This is a genomic window from Methylobacterium sp. 001424705 (genome assembly GCF_059816145.1).
Map to the genome: position 1 here is coordinate 1 of NZ_JCBANU010000015.1, position 22,150 is coordinate 22,150.

General features: G+C 66.3%; 15 protein-coding genes. 12 read left to right on the plus strand and 3 right to left on the minus strand.

All coding sequences use genetic code 11. The annotated features are described in order from the left end of the window. The 3 genes from AC6EUL_RS12655 to AC6EUL_RS12665 all read right to left on the minus strand — a co-directional run. On the minus strand, nt 1-101 hold a 101-nt coding region (locus AC6EUL_RS12655; protein WP_499870554.1), incomplete at its 3' end, for a CsbD family protein. Nucleotides 102-496: 395 nt separating this feature from the next. Then, nucleotides 497-1,954: a PAS domain S-box protein gene (locus AC6EUL_RS12660; protein ID WP_056271926.1), complete on the minus strand. Its 1,458-nt coding sequence runs from the start codon at nt 1,952-1,954 to the stop codon at nt 497-499. 171 nt (nt 1,955-2,125) lie between these two features. Further along, entirely contained in the window at nt 2,126-2,485 is a 360-nt protein-coding gene (locus tag AC6EUL_RS12665; protein ID WP_499870421.1) for a hypothetical protein, read from the minus strand. Between the two features lie 320 nt (nt 2,486-2,805). On the opposite strand from AC6EUL_RS12665, the gene exbB reads away from it, so the two are divergent. The 12 genes from exbB to AC6EUL_RS12725 all read left to right on the plus strand — a co-directional run bounded on the left by exbB (nt 2,806) and on the right by AC6EUL_RS12725 (nt 22,140). Then, a complete protein-coding gene (exbB, locus tag AC6EUL_RS12670) occupies nt 2,806-3,792 on the plus strand; it encodes a tonB-system energizer ExbB (RefSeq protein ID WP_499870423.1) in 987 nt (328 codons plus the stop codon). A gap of 4 nt (nt 3,793-3,796) precedes the next feature. Beyond that, nucleotides 3,797-4,234, plus strand: coding sequence for a TonB system transport protein ExbD (exbD, locus tag AC6EUL_RS12675; protein ID WP_499870425.1), 438 nt, complete (start codon nt 3,797-3,799; stop codon nt 4,232-4,234). Between the two features lie 74 nt (nt 4,235-4,308). Beyond that, nucleotides 4,309-5,115 carry an energy transducer TonB family protein gene (locus AC6EUL_RS12680; RefSeq protein ID WP_499870427.1) on the plus strand — a complete coding sequence of 269 codons (807 nt, stop codon included), beginning with the start codon at nt 4,309-4,311 and terminating at the stop codon, nt 5,113-5,115. 74 nt (nt 5,116-5,189) lie between these two features. Then, a complete protein-coding gene (locus AC6EUL_RS12685; RefSeq protein ID WP_056219826.1) occupies nt 5,190-6,509 on the plus strand; it encodes a M16 family metallopeptidase in 1,320 nt (439 codons plus the stop codon). A gap of 61 nt (nt 6,510-6,570) precedes the next feature. Continuing rightward, the gene (locus AC6EUL_RS12690; protein ID WP_499870430.1) at nt 6,571-7,839 is read left to right on the plus strand and encodes a M16 family metallopeptidase; all 1,269 of its coding nucleotides are present in this window, start codon (nt 6,571-6,573) and stop codon (nt 7,837-7,839) included. Between the two features lie 664 nt (nt 7,840-8,503). Beyond that, nucleotides 8,504-9,661, plus strand: coding sequence for a TlpA family protein disulfide reductase (locus AC6EUL_RS12695; protein WP_499870432.1), 1,158 nt, complete (start codon nt 8,504-8,506; stop codon nt 9,659-9,661). Nucleotides 9,662-9,842: 181 nt separating this feature from the next. Beyond that, a complete protein-coding gene (locus AC6EUL_RS12700; protein ID WP_499870434.1) occupies nt 9,843-10,439 on the plus strand; it encodes a LysE family translocator in 597 nt (198 codons plus the stop codon). Between the two features lie 92 nt (nt 10,440-10,531). Further along, nucleotides 10,532-11,608, plus strand: coding sequence for a PLP-dependent cysteine synthase family protein (locus AC6EUL_RS12705; RefSeq protein WP_499870556.1), 1,077 nt, complete (start codon nt 10,532-10,534; stop codon nt 11,606-11,608). Between the two features lie 91 nt (nt 11,609-11,699). After that, nucleotides 11,700-14,123, plus strand: coding sequence for a TonB-dependent siderophore receptor (locus tag AC6EUL_RS12710; RefSeq protein WP_499870436.1), 2,424 nt, complete (start codon nt 11,700-11,702; stop codon nt 14,121-14,123). A 183-nt stretch (nt 14,124-14,306) separates the two neighbouring features. Then, the gene (locus AC6EUL_RS12715) at nt 14,307-16,031 is read left to right on the plus strand and encodes an ABC transporter ATP-binding protein/permease (protein WP_499870438.1); all 1,725 of its coding nucleotides are present in this window, start codon (nt 14,307-14,309) and stop codon (nt 16,029-16,031) included. Continuing rightward, nucleotides 16,028-17,794 (plus strand): ABC transporter ATP-binding protein/permease, encoded by a 1,767-nt coding sequence (locus AC6EUL_RS12720; RefSeq protein WP_499870440.1) that lies wholly within the window; start codon nt 16,028-16,030, stop codon nt 17,792-17,794. The genes AC6EUL_RS12715 and AC6EUL_RS12720 overlap by 4 nt, the downstream gene beginning before the upstream one ends. Before the next feature lie 350 nt (nt 17,795-18,144). Then, nucleotides 18,145-22,140: a glycosyltransferase gene (locus AC6EUL_RS12725; RefSeq protein WP_499870442.1), complete on the plus strand. Its 3,996-nt coding sequence runs from the start codon at nt 18,145-18,147 to the stop codon at nt 22,138-22,140. The last annotated feature ends 10 nt before the right edge of the window (nt 22,141-22,150 follow it).

Sequence of the window (22,150 nt, forward strand, 5' to 3'; positions counted from 1 at the left end):
TCGAGCGAGTCCCGCTTCGAGCCGGTGAGATCGCCCACCGTGCCCTGAACCTTGCCGCCGAGCTCCTTGGCGGCGCCTGTGATGCGATCCGTGTCGACCATGATGATTGTCCTTGCTGTGCGCGCTTCGTGGCGCGGAGTTGTGGGTGTGTTGGCGGAGAGAGCGGCGAAGAACGCCGTCTCCGATCTCGCGGAGGCTGACGCCGGGCCGATCCCGGCCTGGTGTCGGTTCGGGTAGGGTCCCCCGTCCCGATCTGCCGTTCGCCGATCCGTTCGCCGCCGGTCGCCCTGACCCAGCGCCGGTGGGCGTCGGGCTCTGGCAGAGCGCAGGCTGGCGATCTGGGAGCGGTCATGTCGAAGCTCCCGGCAGGATGGGCACCGATCCGGCGGACGGTGATGTTCGGCGGTGGAACCCTCGGCCCGTCGTCCCTGGTTCGTGAGATGGCCCCTCGGACTGCCGCTTCAATAGTGAGAATGTACCGGTAATCCAGGTTTTTTTACCCGGACGACGCTGTCGGGAAGCCGTTGTTGCGGCCCCAGACGATGGCCTCGGAACGCTTGTGCACGTCGAGCTTCCGGTAGAGGGCCGCCGCGTGGTTGCGCACGGTGTTCTTGGACAGGTTCAGTCGTTTGGCGATGACCTCGTCCGAGAGCCCGGCGCAGATCAGGTCCAGGATCTGGCGCTCGCGCACCGTCATGTTGGGCGAGACCGCATCCTGATGGCCCGCGCCGGGCTGGCGCAGGTGGGCCAGCTTCTCGATCAGTCCGCGGCTGAACCAAGAGGTGTCGGCCATCACCGCCTCGATCGCCTCGAACAGCTCACGCTCGCTCCGCTTGCGCTCAGTGATGTCCTGCAGCACCAGGAGGACGAAGGCCTCCGCGCCGATCTCGACCCGCTCGGCCGAGACCAGGCAATCGAGGTTACTCCCGTCCTCATGACGCAGGCAGACCTCCAGTCCCATCACGCAGCCGGTGCGCGCCAGGGCCGTCTCGAAACGGTCGCGCTGCGGCTCTGAGACCCAAAGGTCGAGATCGGCCGGCGTGCGGCCGGTGACCGTCTCAGAACCGAAGCCGAAGACGCGGCTGAAGGCCTCGTTCACGCCGGTGATCGCCAGACCTTCAGCGCGGGCCAGCAGGGTTGGCACGGGGGTGAGGCGGAACGCTTTGGCGAAGCGCTCCTCGCTCTGGCGCAGGGCGGTCTCGGCCTTGCGCCGCAGTTCGAGGTCAGCGAAGGTGAAGAGCATGCAGCGCTCGTCGCCGAGTTCCATCGGTTGCCCGGCCACGATGACGAAGCGGGTGCCGCCGTCGGGCAGGTCGAGGCAAGCTTCCATCTGCGGGATGGTGCCGCCGCTGTTGAGACGATCGATCGCCAGGTCCCGGTTGCGGGCATTGGCCAGGACGTCGACCTCGTAGACGCTGCGGCCGATGACGGCCTCGCGGGTGAAGCCGGTCATCTCCAGGAAGCCGAGGTTGACCTTGACGAAGCGCAGGTCCGCGAGCCGGCAGATCACGGCGGGCGCGGGGTTGGCGTTGAAGGTCGCCTCGAAGCGCGCCTCGGCCTCGAACTGGTCGGAGACGTCCTTGAGGATAAGGGCGAGGCAGCTCGGCTGGCCCTCGCGGTCGGTCGCAACCAGGCTGCGCAGCGAGTGGACGAAGTCGGCATCGGGTCGGTCAGTGCGCGTGACCTCGACGATGACGTCGTGGAAACGCTCGCCCGAGACGACGCGCTCCATCGGATACTGGTTGAGGGCATGGTTGTTGCGGTAGCGCAGGGCGAAGCGCTCGCGGTAGGCATCCACCGTTCCGCCGAGTTCCTCAAGGCTCTCGGCCCCATGCATGGCCAGCGCCGCCGCATTGGCGTAGGCGATGGTCTGGTCGGGCTCGACCAGGATCACGCCCTCGCTCAGTCCGGCCACGATCTGCTGGAGTTCATGCCTGTCGACGCCGAGTGTCACCGGGACTCCCATCCGCTCAAATCAAGTCCCGCCGTAACCGGCCTCCGTGACGGCGAGTTCCGATTAAGCCTGGCGAATATCTGGTATATTCGGATCATTGACGTGAACGTGAACGATCATCCGGCGCCAGGGTGACCGCAATCGACGTCCGAAGGCTGACCGCAACGGGGGTCAAAAAGGGCCCGCGATGCTGCGGCGAACGACATCGCCGATGACCGGCGCGATGCTGCAACCCGACCGTGGCGCGCCCGCCTCAGGTTCATGGCGCAGTCCACGCCGGACATCCTCGCGGTCGCGCTCGACCTGGACGCGCCGCTGGGTTCCATATCCCTCGACGATCGCCCGAGGGTCGATGCCCCGGGCTTGCAGGTCCCGGAGAAGGCGTTCCGCAAGGACACAGAGCGCCCGACGCGGATCGGCATGCACCGTGGTCTCCGCGTCGCGGATGAGACGTCGCGCCGGGCGATCGTCATGGGTGGATGCGCAGGAACGGCTGCCCAACGGCGATGATGCCAGCCGGATCGCCGCCATTCACCGCTCGCAGACGGTCGTTCGTTTCCGGTCCAATGGACCCGTCGTGACTGTGAACCGAAATGTCCTCGACCTGATAGGCTGCAGCTTCGATGAGGACCGCGGGAAGGATAACAATCTCTTTGTCGAGTCCAGGACGCGCGCCGGACTCGAATACACCGCACTCGGGAACACGCTGCACCGAGGGCCCCACAGGTCGTCCGCGCCCTCGCGTGAAACCCTGGGCAAACCGGAAAATGCAGGGGTAGGGTGGCAGATTGCGCGCCTCGTCCCACAGAGCCTTCGGAGCACTACGGTGACTGCAACGAAGGTTCAGCCCAATGACGGTGACGACGGCCTTTCATGAATCCGGTTCGGCGAACGGTCCGCGGCGTGGGATTGCCCTGACGATCACGGCCCTGATCCTGCTAGGTGCGGCCGCGATCACCACGCCAGCAGCTGCGCAGGACGTCGAGGCACCGGCAGACGCCGCATCGACCAACGTCGCGCCGGACAAGGGCGTACCAGGCGCGCCCGCGCTCCCCCCGGCGTCCACGCCCGCGAGCGTGCCGGCGGGACCCGGCGCGACGAGCGCGCAGCTTCCGGCCACCGGCAAGGCGGCCGGTGCCGCCCACGACTTCTCGCCCATAGGGATGTTCTTCAGTGCGGACGTCGTCGTGCGGGCGGTGATGGTGACGCTTCTCCTGGCGTCGGTGGTGACTTGGGCCATCCTCCTGGTGAAGACGCTGAGCCTGGCCTTCGCCAAACGGCAGATCCGGTCGAGCCTGAAGGCGCTACGGTCGGTCGCCAGCCTGCCGGAGGCGAATGACCAGGTTCGCCGCGGCATCGGGGCGCTTCTGCTGATCGAGGTCGAGGGCGAGGTCGTGCTCTCGCAGGGGCTGCCAAGCGAGGGCATCAAGGAGCGGGCGGCCATCGCGCTCACTCGGATCGAAGGCAAGATCGGCAAGCGAATGGCGTCCGGAACCGGAATTCTGGCGACGATCGGTTCGATCGGCCCGTTCGTCGGCTTGTTCGGCACCGTGTGGGGCATCATGGGCAGCTTCATCGGCATCGCCAACTCGAACACCACCTCTCTCGCGGTGGTGGCGCCCGGCATCGCCGAAGCGCTGCTTGCCACCGGCATCGGCCTCGTCGCGGCGATCCCCGCCGTCGTGATCTACAACGCGCTGACGCGCTCGATCACCGGCTATCGGGCCTTGGTCGGCGACGCCGTCGCGCTGGTCATGCGTCATCTGTCGCGCGACCTCGACACGCGTGAGGCGGTCACCTACGGCCGCCCGTCCAAATTGCGCCTGGCTGCGGAGTAGGCGCATGGCCGTCAATCTCGGATCCAACGGCGGCGACGATCTCGTCGAGAACGCCGAGATCAACATCACGCCGTTCATCGACGTGATCCTGGTGCTGATGATCATCTTCATGGTCGCGGCGCCGCTCTCGACCGTGAGTGTGCCGGTCGAGTTGCCGACCTCTTCCGCACCCCAGCAGCCGCGGCCGGACAAGCCGGTCTATGTCAGCATCAGATCCGATCTTTCCGTCACCCTGGGAGAGGACGCGGTGGCCCGGCCGAATCTCGGCGCGGCCCTTGATGACGCGACGAGAGGCAACAAGGACGAGCGCATCTTCCTGCGGGCCGACAAGGGTGTGCCCTACGGCGAACTGATGCAGGTGATGAACCTGCTGCGCAGCGCAGGCTATCTCAAGGTCGGCCTCGTCGGTCTCGAGGAGACGTCCGGCGGAGTGCAACCATGATGCATCCGCCGCCTGAAGCCTTTCTTCAGGCCACCGAGCAGCGTCGCGCGGAGTTGGAAAGGTCCGAGCCGTCCGTGCTGCTCCGGTTCTTGGGCTGGGCGTTGGCCGTCCTCCTAATGCTCACCGTCCATGTCGGACTCTACCTCGCCCTGACGCAGAGGTCCGAGAAGGCTTCCGCTCCGCAGGAGATGCCTGCGGCGATCATGATCGACATGTCGCCTGAGCCCACCGTCGCGAAATCCGACGTGGACAACGCCAAGGACGGTCCGGCGGCGCCGGATGCACAACAGGCCCAGCCGGAGCCCTTCGACGAGGCTCCGCCACCGCCCGATCCCGAGGCGGTTCTCGAGGCGCCCCCGCCGCAGGTCGCACCCCAGGCCGTTCTTCCCCCGACGATCCCGAAAAAGGTGAAGGCGCCCGAACCCAAAGCGCCCGAACCCAAGCCGCCCGAGAAGCCGCGGCCTCTCAAGAAGCCAGCCCCGAAAATCCACGTCCAGAAGAAGTCTCATCCCAGTGCAGCGTCCCGGAGCGGCGGCGGTCCGAAGTCGGACCAGCAGAATGCGAACCGGACCGCCGCCGCCGCCGCCGGTTCGGCGATCAGCCAGGCGTCCCGCGCGACCTGGCAGAACGAGATGCGCGCCCGGATCGTCCGCGCCAAGCGCTTCCCCCCGTCCGCGGCCGGCGCCGTCGGGGTGTCGGTGGTGAGCGTCACGTTCGCGGCCAACGGCAGCGTGACGGGCGCGCGCCTCATCGCATCCTCCGGCAATGCGGCCCTCGATGCCGAGGCGGTGGCCGTGATGTACCGGGCGGCCCCCTTCCCGCCGCCCCCGGGCGGCCAACCGATCACGCAAACGATCCCGTTGAACTTCAGCCGCCGGTAGCGCTCCGGCCGAGGCACGGGACGCAAGATCCCGCCTCCCAGCCGGGCACCTTTCCAAACCCGAAACGAGCAGACATGCCTCCGAAATCGTCCCACCTTCCGCCCCCCCCGGCGGCGGCGCACACGGCCATCGCGGTCTCGGCATTCGGGCTCGAGAACGGGATGCAGGTCGTCGTCATCCCGGATCGCCGCAGCTCGATCGTCACCCACATGATCTGGTACCGCAACGGTTCGACGGACGACCCGCCCGGCAAGTCCGGACTGGCCCATTTCCTCGAACATCTGATGTTCAAGGGCACCGAGCGGTATCCCGCCGGCGTCTTCAGTGAAATCCTCGCCTCGCTGGGCGGCGAGGAGAACGCGTTCACGGGTTGGGACTTCACCGCCTATCACCAGCGTATCCCCAACGAGTACCTGGCGACCTGCATGGCCTACGAAGCCGATCGCATGCGCAATCTCGTCTTCGAAGACGCCGTGGTCACCACCGAGCGGGGCGTCGTCCTGGAGGAGCGCTCGATGGTTGCGGATGCCAACCCGGCCGGCCTCCTCGGAGAGGCGGTGGCGATCGCCGCGAGCCCGGCCCATCCGTCGGGGCGTCCCATCATCGGCTGGCGTCACGAGATCGCCGGCCTGACCCGGGCCGATGCCCTCGCCTATTACCGGCGCTTCTACACGCCCGAGAATGCGCTCCTGGTGGTGGCCGGCGATGCCGAACCGGAGGCGGTGCGGAACCTCGCCGCCGAGATCTACGGTGCGATCCCGGCCTCTGGCGCGCCGTCCGCGCGCTGGCACCCGGCGAATCCGCCGAGCCGGGCCCACCGGCAGATCACCCTGGTCGAGACCACCGTCGGCGACCCGCAACTGACGCGGCTGCATCAGGTCCCCTCGCCCGCCGATGCGGCCCCGGGCCAGGCGGAGGCCCTGGACGTGCTCGCCTTCCTGCTGGGCGGCGGCAGCACCTCGATCTTCCACACGCAACTCGTCGTCGCGCAGGCCTGTGCGACCCGCGTCGAGGCCTCCTACTGGTCCGCCCTCTTCCGCGGTCCGTCGCGCTTCTACATCCAGGGTTCACCCGCGTTCGGGACCACGCCCGAGGATCTCGACCGTGCGATCGACGCGTTGCTCGACGCTTTGCGGGTCTCGGGTTTCGAGGCCTCCGCCATCACGCGCGCCAAGACGCAACTCGTAGCCAGCGCCCTGTACGCCCGTGACAGTCAGGTGAGCCTCGCCAACTGGTACGGCATGGCCTTGTGCTGTGGCCTCACGCTCGACGATCTCGCGACGTGGCAGGCCCGCATCGAGGCGGTCGACGCCGACGCACTCCAGCAGGCTCTTGCCCTGCTGGAGTGGCGGGGCGGCGTATCGGGCCATCTCGTTCGGTCTCGAGCGGCCTGACCGGGGAAGATCTCTCTTCATGACGATTCACATGACGTCTTCCGGGAAGCCTCACCCTTCGGTGAGGCCGAACCCCTCCGGCAAGCCCCTCGCCGCCCGCGTGCAATGTCTGCGCAGCCCCGGCGGTATCGAGGCCTGGCTCCTCGAGGACCATACGCTGCCGATCCTGTCGATGCAGTTCGGGTTTCGGGGCGGTCCCACGCTCGATCCATGCGGCCGGGCCGGCACCGTAAGAATGCTCGCCAACCTGCTCACCGAGGGCGCCGGATCGATGGACGGGGGTACGTTCCGCCGGGCCCTGGGCGACCGTGCGATCCAGATGTCCTTCTCGGTCTGGAGCGACAGCCTGCGCGGCGAACTCAAGACGCTCGCCCGCGAGACCGAAGCGGCCTTCGATCTGCTGTGCCTCGCCTTGCGTGACCCACGCCTGGCCGCGGACGACATCGTTCGGGTTCGAAGCGCGATGGAGGCGGAGGTTCGTGCCGGCCTCAGCCGCCCGGATCAGGTGGTGAACCAGACCTTCGCCGCGCGCGGGTTCGCCGGGCATCCCTATGGCCAGCCGACCTCTGGGGATCTCGACAGCCTGCCGCGGATCGAGCAGGCGGACCTCGCGGCGGTGCAGACGCGGATGCTGAACCGCAACAACCTGCGAGTCGCCGTCGTCGGTGCGATCGGGCCGGACGATCTCTGCTTTGCCCTGGATCGCGTCTTCCTCGAACTCCCGATGGGCGCGCCGGCGCAGACGCCGGCGATCGCGCTGCAGGGGCTCGGCGAACGCATCGTCACCCGGCTCGACCTTCCGCAATCGACGATTCGCTTCGGACGGCCCGGCCCCTCCCGCAAGGACCCGGACTTCGCTGCCGCCACCGTGGTGAACCAGTGCCTGGGCGGGGACATGTCCTCGCGTCTGTTTCGGGAGGTCCGGAAGAAGCGAGGGCTCTGCTACGCGATGGGCACCGCCCTTCAGGTGGCGGATGGCGCCTCGACTCTCGTGGGCCGCACCGCGACCCGGAACGATCGCGTCGCAGAGGCGCTCGACGTGATCGAGGCGGAGCTTGTCCGGTTGTCTCGCGAGGGCCTCGAGCCCGACGAGATGGAGCGGAGCAAGGGCTACCTCATCGGCTCCTCCAAGCTGCGCCTCGACAGTTCCTCGGCCATTTCAGCCCTCTTGCTGGGATTGCAGCTCGACGGGCGCCCGCGGGACTGGCTCGACACCCAGAACACGCGCATCGCCGCGGTGACCTCGGAGGACGCGCGACGCGCTGCGGCGCGCCTCATCGGTGATGGTCGCCTGCTCGTGGCGATTGCCGGTGATCCGGTGGTGCCGTGATCGCGTCGGCGTATCCCGAGCCGGCAAACCCAGGGGTTCCCCGCCATTGGGCCGCCTGGCTCAATTTTTTTTCTTCATGGGCACATGCGGGCGGCACCCTTGCCCGATCTGGAGGGACAGGACGTGAGATCGATCGTCATGATGAGCCTTGGGCTGATCCTCGGGGGACCATTCGCCGCTGAAGCGCAACCGCTGGCGCCCGGGACGACCGCACCGGCTGCACCCGGTGTGGCCCAGCCCGGTACCGGGCGGGAGGGCTCCGCGAGGGCCGGCCTTCTCGCCGCCTCCGCGGCTTCCACTCCGGCACCGGGAGGCTTCGATCCGCCGGGGCAGAAGCCACCGCGGCCGGACAATGCGCTGGGGCCGGATCTCGTCGCCTACGTCTTCGCACCGGTCGGACGGATCGTGGGACCGATCACCGAGGGCCTTCATGCCTTCGACGCGGCCCTCGCCCCAGTCAACGCAGTCCTGCTGCCGTTGACCGGTCCTCGGACCGTTGCATCCGAGGCCCCGCCGACTCCCCCATCGGTTCCGCCGCTGGCGGCGGCGGAACCCACCGGGCGCCTGCCGCGCAAGTGACGGCTCCGCTCCGCTCTACCGGACGCATCGCCCGGTCCGCGTCGGCGGACGGGTCAGGTTTCAGGCCATTTTGGCCGAGTCCCGCTTGGTCGAGTCCCGCGCGACACAGTCCTTAGGAAGGTCGTCACTCATGTCCTCGTCCGAGCTGCTCATCGGCGATCCCGCTCCGGCCATCGAGATCGAGACGTTTCTGAAAGGCGAACCGATCACGGGCTTCGCACCGGGCCGCGTCCACGTCGTCGAATTCTGGGCGACCTGGTGTGGCCCCTGCGCCGCCAGCATTCCCCATCTGACGGATCTTCAGGGGCGCCATCCGGCCGTGCTGATCCTTGGGATTGCCGTCGGATGGGCGGAGCTTGAGGTCGTGCAGACCTTCGTGCGCACGTGGGACGACCGGATCGGCTACCGGATCGCCGTCGACCGCCGGCCGGATCACGAGATCGGCCGGAGCCTGATGCGCGCCGCCTGGTGCGACGCGGCCTACCAGCAGGGTGTGCCGACGGCCTTCATCGTGGATGGCGCGGGTCGCATCGCTTGGATCGGACATCCGATGAACCTGGATGCGCCGCTCGCTGCGGTGGTCGAAGGACGCTGGGAGCTCGCCGCTGCCGCCGAGGCGCACCGGGCACAATTGCTGCGGGACAAGGTCCGCGAGGCCTGGGCCTTGGAGCGGGCGGTGCGTGCCTGCGCCGACATGGGCGACCGGGACGGCATGCTGCGGGTCTACGACACGGCCTTTACCGCCGAGCCCGCGCTGGAGCGGACGTTTGGCTTCGGTAAGTTCAAGCAACTAGCGGCCGGCAGCGAGGCGGCCTTGGCCTACGGACGGCACCTGATCACCGAGGTCGGCGCAGACGACGTCAATATGCTCTTCAAGATCGGGCTCGGCCTGACGCAACAGGGCGAAGCCCTGGAGGAGCCGGCATCCGGTCCCGTCGCGGCCCTGGCGATCGAGGCCCTGGACCGGGTTTGGTCGCTGGTCGGGAGTGAGCCGAATCCCAGGCTTCTGGGGCGTCTCGCGGAGGCCTACGCGAAGGCGTTGCTGACGGCCGGACGTCACGAGGACGCCGCCGTCCACGCCAAGACCGCCTGGGAGGCTGCACACGCGTTCAATGCGGACGACGACATGAAGCCAGCCCTCGCGGCTCTCCGAGAGCGCTGCCGTACGCCCGCCCCCTCCATCGCAACTCCGCCGCCATCGATGGTCTGCGACGGCGATAGCTGCCGCCTCGCCGGCCCCTGATTGTCGCTCCGATCGGGCTTGGATCTTCGCTGCCCCGTCGGTCGCGTGCTCGCCGCGGAGGACCGTCCACGGCGCCGTTCAGCTCGCCCCGAGCGTCTCGCCGTCCCCGGCGGGACGCTCGGGGCCGTGTCCTCGAGCCGCTGTCCTTCGCATCGGTCTCCCATTCCTCCGGTTTCCGAACATGACCCTCCACACGTGGCTCGCCTTCGTGGCTGCATCCTGCCTCACGCTGGCGCTTCCGGGGCCGACTGCCCTCATCATCCTCCGCTACGCCTCCCAGCCCGGCCGCAGCACACTCCCCTTCATCATCGCGGGCGCCGTTCTCGGCGACACTTTCGCGCTGACCATCTGCAATTTCGGATTGGGGGCCCTGCTCGCGGCGTCCTCTGATGTCCTCACGGTGTTGAAGATCGTGGCCGCGCTCTACCTGATCGGCCTCGGCCTCTCGACCCTGTTCGCCCGGCCCTCGTTCCGGACCGCACCAACGCCCCCGAATAGCCGCCCCTTCGCCGGGGTCTTCCTGGTCACCGCCTTCAATCCGAAGGGGATCCTCTTCTTCTGTGCGCTGCTGCCGCAGTTCGTCGACGCCGCTCAGCCCGTCATGCTGCAACTCGCCGTCCTGCAGGCCACGTTCTGTGCGCTCTCTCTGGTCGCAGCCGTGACCTGGGTCAGCGCCGGACGCCTGCTGCGCCGGACGGGGGATCGCCTGATCCGGCGCACGACGGGTTTGCTCCTCATCGGCGTCGGTATCGCCCAGGCGACGGGACGGTTCGCGTGAGCCGGGCCGCCGATGGTCCGGATCCCGAAGCGCCCGATCCGAGCGCCGTTCCCGCCCCCGGTTGTCGGGCGCGGGCCTGGGTCGCGCGCGCCATCGAGACGATCGAAGCCGACGTCAATCGATCCGCGGACACGCACCTGTTTCGCGTACCACTGCCCGCCTGCCCCGGGATCAGCTTCTACATCAAAGACGAGTCGAGCCATCCGACCGGCAGTCTGAAGCATCGCCTGGCCCGTTCGCTTTTCCTCTACGCCCTCTGCAGCGGTCGCATCGGGCCGGACACGACGATCGTCGAGGCCTCGAGCGGGTCCACCGCGGTCAGTGAGGCCTATTTCGCACAACTACTCGGCTTGCCGTTCATCGCGGTGATGCCGCGCACCACCTCCGGTGAGAAAGTCGTCCAGATCGCCCGCTACGGCGGACGCTCCCACTTCGTGGAGGACCCGGGCGCCGTCTATGCCGAGGCCGAACGGCTCGCCGCCGCGCATGGCGGCCACTACATGGACCAGTTCACCTTCGCCGAGCGGGCCACGGATTGGCGCGGCAACAACAACATCGCCGAGTCCATCTTCGCCCAGATGGCGTGCGAGGCCCATCCGATCCCGGCCTGGGTGGTGGTGGGCGCCGGCACCGGCGGCACCTCCGCCACCATCGGGCGTTTCATCCGCTATCGGCGCCTCGCGACACAGCTCTGCCTCGCCGATCCGGACGCCTCGGTCTTCCACCGGCACCTCGCCGACCGGTCCGTGCGCACCCTTGCAGGGTGTGCGTCGATCGTCGAAGGCATCGGGCGGGCGCGCTGCGAGTCGTCCTTCCTGCCGGACCTGATCGACCGCAGCGAGGCGGTGGCGGACGTGGCAAGCCTCGCTGCCGCGCGTGTCCTCTCCGAACGGATCGGCCGCTCCTGCGGTGCCTCCACGGGGACGAACATGTGGGCGGCGGCGCGGATCGTTTCCGGCATGGCGGCGGCGGGCGAGCACGGCTCGGTCGTCACGCTGCTGTGCGATTCCGGCGAGCGCTACCGCAGCACCCACCTCGATCCGGACTGGTTGGCGGAGCGCAACCTCGACCTCGAGCCGCCGCGTGCGGCGATGGAAGCCTTCTTCGAACGCGGCGTCTCACCGGATCTGGCCCTGACGAAGGGTATCGGCTCCGGCAGCGGCCTGTAACCCTTCGGATGTGGAATAACCCCGAGCGCGACCGTGGGAACTTGGGCGTCGGCTCCGACAACAGGGTGTGACCCGAGTTCGAGGAGCCGCGATGTTCAGTGTCCTGAGGCGATCAGCGTATCGGGCCGGTCCTCCGGTATTTGCCGCCTTGATGGCCAGCGCCAGCCCAGCCTCTGCCGGCCTCGATACGCTGGTCGAGCTGGATATCCCCGCGGGGGATCTCGGCCGTACGCTGATCGCGATCTCCCGTCAGGGCGGGATCATGATCTCCTTTCCGCCGGAGATCGTTGCGGGCCGACGGGCCGCGGCGCTGAAGGGCCGGGTCGTCGTCCGGGATGCCCTGATGCGCGTCCTGGGCGGAACGGGCCTGCACATCGTGCCGGGTTCCGGCGGCGGCGTGACCGTCGTCGCGGATCGCGACACCGGCGTCAGCACGCAGGGGCTCGGCGATATCGCGGCGATCGATGTGACCGACGCGAGCGGGGGCTCACGCTTCGGCGATGTCGGCTTCCAGGCCGGCGATGCGGGCACCTCGTCGCGTCTCTCCGGTACGCCGACGAAGGAGTTGGCGAACACGATCACGACCGTGACGCAGAAGGTGATCCAGTCCCAGGTCGTCACGAGTGCCGCAGATGCGGCTCAGAACGTTTCCGGTGTCACGCTGGGCGCCAGCGGCGATGGCCGCGCCAATTTCGTGATCCGCGGCTTCCAGACCCAGGGTGTGATGGTCGACGGCATCGGGTCGTTCAACCGGAGCATGACGATCTATGGCCAGCCCCCAATCGACAACGTCGAGCGCATCGAAGTCCTGAAAGGACCCAGTGCCATCCTGACCGGCGCAACGCTGGAGGGGGGAGGCGTGAACGTTACCACGAAGCGGCCGACCGAGACGGTCATCCGCGATGCCACGGTGCGGTATGGCTCCTATGGGTACAAGACGCTCGCTTTCGACTTCGGCGGGCCCGTCGCCGATACCCAGGGTTTGACCTACCGTTTCGTTGCGTCCGGGAATGCGGCGGACAGCAATTACGCGGGGTACCGAGATCCTCACGAGTACCTCCTGGCACCGAGCGTCCGCTGGACGGACGGCGAAACGTCATTGCTCGCTGGGCTGACTTACACCGACCAGGCACGAAAGCCGGTCCAATATACTTTCATTCCGCGTCTGGGCGCCGACCCGTTCCACCCTATCCTGCGGCTCCCGAGAGGCATTCCGAAAATCAACCCGGACCTGGGTTACACCTCAAAGCTGATCCAGCTCTTCAGCGAACAATCGCACGACTTCGGAGATATTCTGGGTTCCAACATCGTTCTTCATAACCGACTGCGTTACGATACATCGACGGATGGCTTGAATACCGGTTCTTGGATCGGCCGCCCAGGTCGAAATGGCACTTACAGCACCACGCAGGTTCAGGGTAATTATCAGTTTTCAAGATTGTTCGAGCAGGTCGATTTGACGAGTACTTACGACGCAGGATTTGCGCGCCAAACCTTGAAATTCGGTTTGGATTATTCATCGACGCAAATTACGTATTCACAAGTTCCCGCTCCTGCATCTCAGAATTTTTTCACGAATCCGTATACCGGACTTCCAATCCAAGACCTATTCCGGCCGACGATCATTCCCCAATCGGCATTGGGAGGGTTGGGAGCTAGTTCCCTCGGGTACTATGTCATCGACAAATTCGATACATTGGATAATCGGTTGCATATCACGGGTAGCGTTCGGTACGATGATTTCACCAACAGTTCTTCCGGTGGGGGAAGGCCGAGTTCGTCGATCAAGTCGGGCGGAATGACATGGTCTTCGGGTGCGGTCTTCGACATAACCCCATATTTCAGCGCCTACGGTAATGTGAATACCGGGATCGTCCCAGCTGCGGGCTTCAACGACAGGACTGGGATTCCATTTCCGCCGGAACAAAGACATCAATGGGAAGCCGGCGGACGGGCTTACATGTTCGACAAGAAACTGAGTCTTACCGCAAGTTATTTCGATCTTGCCGCCACAAATGTAACGATATGCCCGACAAATGACTGTGACATAACGAGTAAATACGTCCTTGTGCCTGGGCAGACGAGCCGGGGTGTCGAATTCGATATGCAAGGAGAACTCTATCCGGGCCTAAATCTCATTGCTTCATTTGCTTCGACGGTTGTAAAGTTCGTAAGTCCGCAGAATACGAGTCCTTTTGCAGGAATACCGCAATACACCGGCAGTCTTTGGGCGACCTACACCTGGCAAGAGGGCAGCCTGACGGGGCTAACGATCGGCGCAGGCGGGCGTGGGAACTCCGACAGCACGGTTTTTGATGTAAACAACAAAGTTTATCCGGTTCCCGGCTTTGTTTCGGTTGATACATTCATCGGATACGACATCGATCAGTGGTCTCTCAGTTTCAAAGCGAATAATCTGATGGATAAGTATTATTACAACCCCAGTTACGACAGTCGTTTTATCGGTATTGGTCAGGGGCGAAATTTTCTTTTCGCAGCCAAGTGCTCTTTCTGAGATTTTTGAAAACTGAGAAAATGTCGAATCTTTGATTTCCGCACCGACGGCGGACGTTCAGGTCTACTTAACCTCGACAACGATCGGTCGCACCTGAAGATTTCGATCCCGGTTTCGAAGGGCGTCGCGTTCGGTGCCCTTCGTAGGGCGCACGCATCGCATCTTGAGCTTCATTCGGAACACATGACCGCCTGTGCCGCAGACGATCGGCCCCGCATCGACGCGTCGCTGGCCCACCGCATTCTCCGTCTTACGGTACCGTACTGGCGCCAGCGGCAGGCTTGGCCGGCTTGGATCGGGGTGGCAGTGTTACTCAGCCAGGGGATGCTACTTTCATATCTGGTCGTGCGCGCCGCCGCGCTGCTCAAGACTGTAACGGACGAGCTTCTGAGTGGAAACCAAGCAGCGTTCGAGGCTGCGCTCCTAACTTACTTGTTCGTCTTCACGGTCAAGACCGTCTTGCCACAGATCCGCTTCATCGTCGACGGCTTCGTCGAGGCGGCCTGGTCCCGTTGGTTGAGCCGCCACGTGATCGACCAATATCTGGCCGAACGCGCCTATTACGACGTCAGGCTCCAGGGCGATCTCGACAATCCCGATCAGCGGATTGCCGACAGCGTCGCGCCGTTCGTCGGGCACGCGATTCAAATCCTGCAATGGACGGTGAGCGTCGCGGCTCGCCTCGGTGCGGCGGTCGTCGTGTTCGTTTCCCTCGACCAGCGCTTTCTCGTCTGGGTGCCCCTGCTGGGTCTCGCTCAGATCGGCGCCACCACCCTCATCATTCCACTCGACGTGCGGCGGCAGATTGCCGTCCAGGTGGCCGAGGGCGATTTGCGCCGCGATCTCGTACACATCCGCGATCACGCCGAGGCAATTGCCTTCTATGGGGGCGAGGCGACGGCGCGGCGCTCGGTGATGGCGCGTACGCGCGCAGCTGCGGACCGGATCTTCCGCTTCGAGCGGTTCCGGGCGCTGGTGTACCTGACGGTGAACGCCGCCACATCCTTCGCCTGGATGGCGTTGCCCTACGCGGTCCTGAGCGGACAGGTGGCCAGCGGCGCGTTGAGCTACGGAACCCTGGCTCAGGCCACGGCCATCACCCTGATGATGCGCGGAGTCATCGATACGGTCTCGGCGATCGTGGCGGCCTTCGGCGAGCTTGCCGTTCAGGTTTCCCGGCTCGCCCCCTTGCAGGAACGGTTCGACGCCATGGCCCGGGCCCGCGCCGAACGGTCCGGGATCACCTTGCGGCGCGGGTACGATCATGTGGCGGTGGAGGCGCTCACCCTCGAGACGCCCGATGGCGCCCGCCGTCTCGCGACCGGCCTGTCGCTCGTGATCCGGCCGGGGGAAAGCGTGGTAATCGTCGGGGAGACGGGGGTGGGCAAGAGCTCGCTCCTGCGCGCCATGGCCGGCCTGTGGAGCCGTGGCGAGGGCCGCCTCTTCATGCCGCCGGCCCAGGAGACGCTGTTCCTGCCGCAGCGGCCGTATCTCCCGGCCGGTTCCCTCCGGGAACAACTGCTCTATCCACGCGGATCGTACGCGTCCGATCCCGAGCTCCTGGCGATCCTGGAGGCGGTACGCCTGCCGGACCTGGCTGAGACCCACGGCGGCCTCTCGGCGGTCCGCGACTGGGCGCAGATCCTGTCCGGGGGCGAACAGCAGCGGCTCGCCTTCGCCCGGGCCCTCGTCGGACGACCCGGCTTCGTGTTTCTCGACGAGGCCACGAGCGCCGTGGACCCGGAGACGGAATTACAGCTCTACGCCCGACTCGTCCGCAGTGGCGCGAGCGTCATCAGCGTCGGGCACCGGCTCGGCATCGTGGCGCACCACAGCCACGTCCTGACGCTCCGATCCGGCGGCCGGTGGGAATACGCACCTGTCGCGACGTGGGCCTACGCGTCGTGAGCGCGGCCGATCCGGCGGCGGCGCGCTTCGATCCGTCGGTATCGCGCGCTGCGAGCAGAGCGGATCTCCGCCTCGACCTTCGGCTTCTGCGACGCATCGCCCGCTTCTTCGTGCCGTTCTGGACCCGGCGCGCGGCGTGGCCCTACTGGATCGGTATGGCTGCGATCCTCGGCCAGACGACCCTCGGCACGACCTTCAATCTCGCCGCCTCCTACGTCCTCAAGGACATGACGAACGCGTTGACGGCGCACGACGGGGCGCTGTTCCGTTGGCAATTCCTGCTCTACGCCAGCCTCTTCCTCGGCGAGATCCTCTTGGCCGGGCTGGCGATGATCCTCGCTGGCTGGATCACGAAAGCTTGGCGGATCTGGCTGACCGGTTGGGTCACGGACCGGTACCTCGGAGCGCGCGCCTATTACGACATCGCCCAGCGCGGCGACCTCGACAATCCGGACCAGCGCATCCAGGAAAGCCTCGCCATCGTCGTCCGTCAGTTCTTCGGTCTCCCGGTTCAAGTCCTCGGCTTTGCCGGAGCCCTCACGGCCGGCAGTGCCGTGCTCACGACCATCAATGGCCGGCTGGTGCTGGTGATCCTCGGCCTCAGCCTCGGCCAGGCGATCGCGACCTATCTCGGCTATCTGCCACTGGTGCGCCTGCGCTACGCGGCCGCGATGGCCGCGGGCAACCTTCGCTACGGTCTCGCCCAGATCGCCGCCAACGCGGAGGCCATCGCGTTCTACCGCGGGGAGCCGGCCGAGCAGGTCCGGCTTCACGGCCTGGTGGGGGCGGCGGTGCGGCGCGACCTCATCGTCACGCTGTTCCGGCGCGCGGTGACGGACATGGCCCCTCTCCTCTTCGGGGTGGCCTGGGTCGGTGTTCCCTATCTCATCCTTGCGCCCCGCCTGTTCGCGGGCGACATCGATTTCGGCACGCTGACGCAGGGCATCGCGGTCACGCTCACGGTGGCCAACTCGGCCTCGGCCCTGCTCGGCATCCTGGCTCCGCTCTCGGGCATCGCCCCGCACACGGTCCGCATCGCGCAGATCGTCGAGCGCTTCGATGCGCTCGCAACAACACGGGCGATGGATCAGGGGATCGTGTTCGCGCGCCGGCCCGATACGGTCGCCCTCGACGGCCTGAGCCTTGAGACGCCCGGGGGCGAGCAGCGGCTGGTGCGCGATCTGAGCGTGACGCTGCGACCGCAGGAGAACCTCGTCATTGTCGGCCAGACCGGTGTCGGCAAGAGTTCGCTGCTGCGCGCCATGGCGGGCCTGTGGACGCGGGGGACGGGCCGGGTGGTGATGCCCCCCGCAGCGGATTGTCTCTTCCTGCCTCAGCGCCCCTACGTGACGCACGCCGACCTTCGCACTCAGCTCCTCTATCCCGATGGGGCCGAGACCTCCGACGCCGTCCTGCTCGAGGCGCTGAGGGCGGTGCGTCTCGGCGATCTCGCGGCGGACCACGACGGTCTTTCGACGGTCAGGGACTGGGGCCAGATCCTGTCGCTCGGCGAGCAGCAGCGCCTAGCCTTCGCCCGGGTGCTGCTCGCGCGCCCGCGGTTGGTCTTCCTCGACGAGGCGACGAGTGCGGTGGACGGCGCGACGGAAGCCCATCTCTACGGTGTGCTGACACAGACAGGAGCGCGCTTCGTCAGCGTCGGCCACCGAGAGGAGATCCTGAAATACCATGCGTTGATGCTGACCCTCGCGCCCGGAGGGAGCTGGACCGTCGCGCCCGTCGAGACGCTTCTTGCCCCGCACTGAGGGCGATGCCCCCCGGCCGATCGGCTGTCCGCACCCGGTCCCGAGACTTCGCTGACCGGTGTCGGGAGGGCCATAACCAGCCCGCGACGCGGATCGCGGGTGGGATCGGTGCCGGCTCTGGCAGGCTTGCCGGCACCGCAGGAATTCAGGGCCGGTATCGACCGCGAGGTGAAAGAGGTCGCGCCGCGATGCGTCGTTCCCGGCGTGTGGGGTTGCGGCGTCAGCGTATCAGCCAAGCGCCGACGTCGACCTGCATAGGGATTCGCCTGCGTCGTCAGACAGAGACTCGGATGGGTCCCGACGCGAACAGGCAAGACGACGTGTCGAGCGGGACTTGCGGGGATCGAGCGATGAGCAAGGCCTATCGGTTGACTTTGGACAATGCAGTTGCCGCGCTTCTCCGCAACGCATTGGGTCGTGGCTTCATGCGTCAGAAGAGGCGTGGTCAGCGCGATCGCGTTCCCCGTCATGCGGCCTCGCGTGAAGACGACGCTTCTGCGGCGCCCACATCGGAATGCGGGGCTGATAGGGCGATCCGCGGGAAACGCGATTCTGTCCTCGGCGGGATCGATCTTGAATTCTACCGCAGATACTACAGCGATCTCGCTGTCCTGGCTGAGGATGACGCGCTTCTTCGGCACTACGCCGATTATGGTCGTCGCGAGGGACGCTTCCCCAATGCTGACACGATGATCTCAACCCTCGAACGGCAATACGGTCCCCTTCCATCGCACTTCGTTCCCCAGCATTATCAGGCCCTTCATGCCGATCTGGTCGGGCTGACGAACCATTGGGAACTCCAGGAGCACTATCTTCGCTTCGGTCGCGCTGAGGGGCGGTCCTTCTGCCTGGACTTGACTGCCTTCGAGCAAGATTACGCATGCATGCTGACGGCTGGCGTGATCGGCGCGAAGGCAGCCGGTCTTGCTCCCCCACCCGCGACCTTCGCAGATCTTCTCATCGGTGCCGGCTTGTTGCCGGGGCCCTGGATCAGCCGGTTCGTGCTGCACGAATTTTCGCTGCTGAACGAGGCTTGGCTACCCTGGCAGCCCGCCTCGCGTATGGAAGGTCTGTTCCTCTTTCTGACGATGGGCTTGGGACGTCTCGCCCCCATCGCCTTGCGCCTGCAATTCGATCCCGTCTTCTATCGGGAACAGCGCGACTCTCGCGAAGCGAATGAGAGCGATCTCGACCTGTATCGAAAATGGCTCGGCGTAGGGGTGTCGCGGGGCGTGCCCGGCACGGAGGCCGCCGCCCTCGTTCAATTGATCGGGGAGGACGGCTTTCCGAAATGCTTCGATGAGAAGACTTACCGCCGAATGCTATCTCGAAAGGTGGCTCAGCCGAAAGCCGGGCGTTTCGAGGTTCTGAAGCATTTCGTGACACTGGGCTTCCTCTTGCCGGAGGTCGAGGCCATGCGACAGTCCTGCTCGGCGCACCTTCTGGAGCAGATCGCCGAATATCATCTGAACCGCGGCGACGCGACGACGGCCGAGAGCGCCTACAGCAGAGCACTGCGGATCGCTCCGGAAATCGGCCGCCTTCACCACCGTCGTGGAGACGCCCTTCACAAGCTCGGCCGCGCGGACGAAGCGACGCGCGCCTTCGTCGCTGCGGCGGATGCCGAGAATGCGATCGTCTGGAGCCACATCCACGCGATCGACGGTCTGCTCAGACAGCCGAGCAGTGTGCCGGACGCCGTCGCGCATGTCCGTCGTTCGGCACTGAGCTGGCATGGTTCACCCCATTGGCGCGGAGCGGCGCACCGCGCCATTACCGGGGCATTCGACCTGGCGGGCGCGCGGGCGCGGGAGCTCTACGCCGCCGGGCGGCGCAGCGAAGCGGACGAGAGCCTGGTGGCCTGCCTCGACGAGATCGCGGACCTGATCCGTCTGGCCGACCCATTGCCGGCGCGCCTGCCGGCGCCCAGGACCGGCCACATCGTGATCGTCGCGAACCGCGACTTGCCCCAATGCGAGCATTACCGCGTCGTGCAAAAGATTCAGCAGCTCGAACATGGCGGCTGGAGCGTCGAGGTGTTCGCGCATCACGACGCTGCCCAGAGCCGCTGGGCGATCGACAAGGCTGCGGCGGTCATCTTCTACCGCGTCGCCGCTCGCCCCGAGATCCTTCATGCGATCCTTTACGCGCGCGCCCTCGGCCTACCGACGATCTATGAGATCGACGACCTGGTTTTCGATCCGAACCACTATCCGGATTCGCTGGACAGCTTCGAGGGCCAGATCAGCGTTTCGCAGCACATCGGTCTTCAATACGATGTGCCCCTGTTCCGCTACGCCCTGAAGGCCTGTGATGTCGGTCTCGCATCGACTCCGGCCCTCGCCGAGGCCATGCGCCCCTTGGTCCGTTCGCGCACCTGCCACGTCCTTCGCAACGGCCTCGATACGCGCAACCTGCCGTTTCTCGCCCAATCCCACACACCCTTCTCGGAGACGGCGCTGACTTTGTTCTACGGGTCCGGCACGCGCGCGCACAACCGCGACTTCACCGAACTTGCGGCGCCGGCGCTGATCGAGACGTTGCAGGAGCATCCGCAGACGCGGCTGGTGATCGCGGGCTATCTCCGCCTCGACGACCGTTTCCGGCCCTTTGCGGATCGCGTGGTTCAGGTTCCCTTCACGGACGACGTGAGTGCCTATTGGGAATGCCTTTCGGGCGCCGACATCAATCTCTCGGTCCTTGCTCCAGGGCCCTTCGCCGACGCCAAGAGCGAGATCAAGTGGCTTGAAGCCGCCATGTGCGGCATCCCTTCGATCGTCAGCCCAACCCGGACTTATCGAGACCTTCTCCGCGATGGAGAAGACGTCCTGTTCGCCGAGACCGCCCAGGACTGGTCGCATGCGCTTCGCCTGATGATCACCGATCCGGACCAGCGCCGCAGCATCGGCGCGCAGGCCCGCGCCAGGGCGATCGCCTCTCATGGTCTGGACACCGCGGTCGAGACGCTGCGGCATCTCCTGCCGTCGCCGATCCATCAACCCCAAGCGGCGTTGCCGGCTCGCAAGGCCGGTCCGGCGGTGATCGGATCCCCGTGGCCCGCAGGCGTCTGCGCCCCCGCAAAGGCCCGCTCGGTGACGGCATCCCGGGCAGGAAATGCCTCGAAACCGCGCATCCTCATCGTGAACGTCTTCTTCCCACCTCAGACGTTGGGGGGCGCTACACGCGTCGTCCGCGACAACCTCGATCACCTCCTCGACCACGCCGCCGACCGTTTCGAGATCGCTGTGGTGGCCACGGACCTCGACGGTGGCGTTCCCTACCGCACGCGCATCGACGCCTATCGTGGCGTGCCCGTCTACCGCATCGCGGGGCCGAGCGAGATGCATATGGATTGGCGCCCCACCAATCCGCAGATGCGTCCACCCTTCGAGGATCTGCTCGAGCGATTTGCTCCCGACCTCGTTCACTTTCACTGCGTGCAGCGCCTCACGGCCGCGGTGGTCGAGGTGGTGCAGGCGCGCGCCATCCCCTACGTCGTCACCGCCCACGACGCCTGGTGGATCTCCGACTACCAGTTCCTCACGGATCTGGACGGCTCCATCCGGTCCTCTTCCCAAGACCCGCTCCGCGACGCCTCAGATCACGCGCAAAACCCGATGGCGTCGATCGCCAGACGACGCCGGCTGAAGCGGGCACTCGATTCGGCGGCGGCGATCTGCGCGGTGTCCGAGACCTTCGCCGACGTCTATCGGCAAGCCGGATTCCCACAGACGATTGCGATCCCGAACGGCGTTCCGAGGCTCGCACCAGCCGTCCGGCGGCCGAGCGCGACGGGCCGGGTCCGCTTGGGTCACATTGGGGGCCGCACGCTGCACAAGGGCGCGACGCTGATCGAAGTCGTCCTGAAGGCCTCGCGCTTCAGCAATCTGTCTCTCACCCTGGTCGATCACACGCTGTCGACCCACCAGATCACCGAGGAGATTTGGGGCACGACACCGGTGCGGATCATCGGCAACGTGCCTCAGGACAGGGTCGGCGCCCTTTATGCCGAGATGGACGTTCTTCTCGCCCCGTCGCTCTGGCCCGAGAGTTTCGGATTGGTGACCCGGGAGGCGCAGGTGTCCAAGCTGTGGGTGGTCGCCAGCGACCGGGGTGCCATCGGCGAGGAAATCGTCGAAGGGGTCAACGGCTTCCGGATCGACGTGGGCTCCCCTACCGGTCTGCGGGACGTGCTCGTGCGCATCGATGCGGATCCGGACCGTTTCCTGGGGAGCCCACCGACTCCGGAGACACCAATGCGCACGGCATCCGATCAGGGCGAGGACCTGATCGCCCTTTACGACAGATTGCTTCCGGCCTCGATCGGACGCGGTACGTCCAACTAGAACCGTGCCC

Bases quoted from the DNA above. Each gene is read 5' to 3' on its own strand.
- AC6EUL_RS12665 (WP_499870421.1), bottom strand. From the start codon at position 2,485: ATGGCGGCGATCCGGCTGGCATCATCGCCGTTGGGCAGCCGTTCCTGC.
- exbB (WP_499870423.1), top strand. From the start codon at position 2,806: ATGACGGTGACGACGGCCTTTCATGAATCCGGTTCGGCGAACGGTCCG.
- exbD (WP_499870425.1), top strand. From the start codon at position 3,797: ATGGCCGTCAATCTCGGATCCAACGGCGGCGACGATCTCGTCGAGAAC.
- AC6EUL_RS12685 (WP_056219826.1), top strand. From the start codon at position 5,190: ATGCCTCCGAAATCGTCCCACCTTCCGCCCCCCCCGGCGGCGGCGCAC.
- AC6EUL_RS12700 (WP_499870434.1), top strand. From the start codon at position 9,843: ATGACCCTCCACACGTGGCTCGCCTTCGTGGCTGCATCCTGCCTCACG.
- AC6EUL_RS12710 (WP_499870436.1), top strand. From the start codon at position 11,700: ATGTTCAGTGTCCTGAGGCGATCAGCGTATCGGGCCGGTCCTCCGGTA.
- AC6EUL_RS12715 (WP_499870438.1), top strand. From the start codon at position 14,307: ATGACCGCCTGTGCCGCAGACGATCGGCCCCGCATCGACGCGTCGCTG.
- AC6EUL_RS12725 (WP_499870442.1), top strand. From the start codon at position 18,145: ATGAGCAAGGCCTATCGGTTGACTTTGGACAATGCAGTTGCCGCGCTT.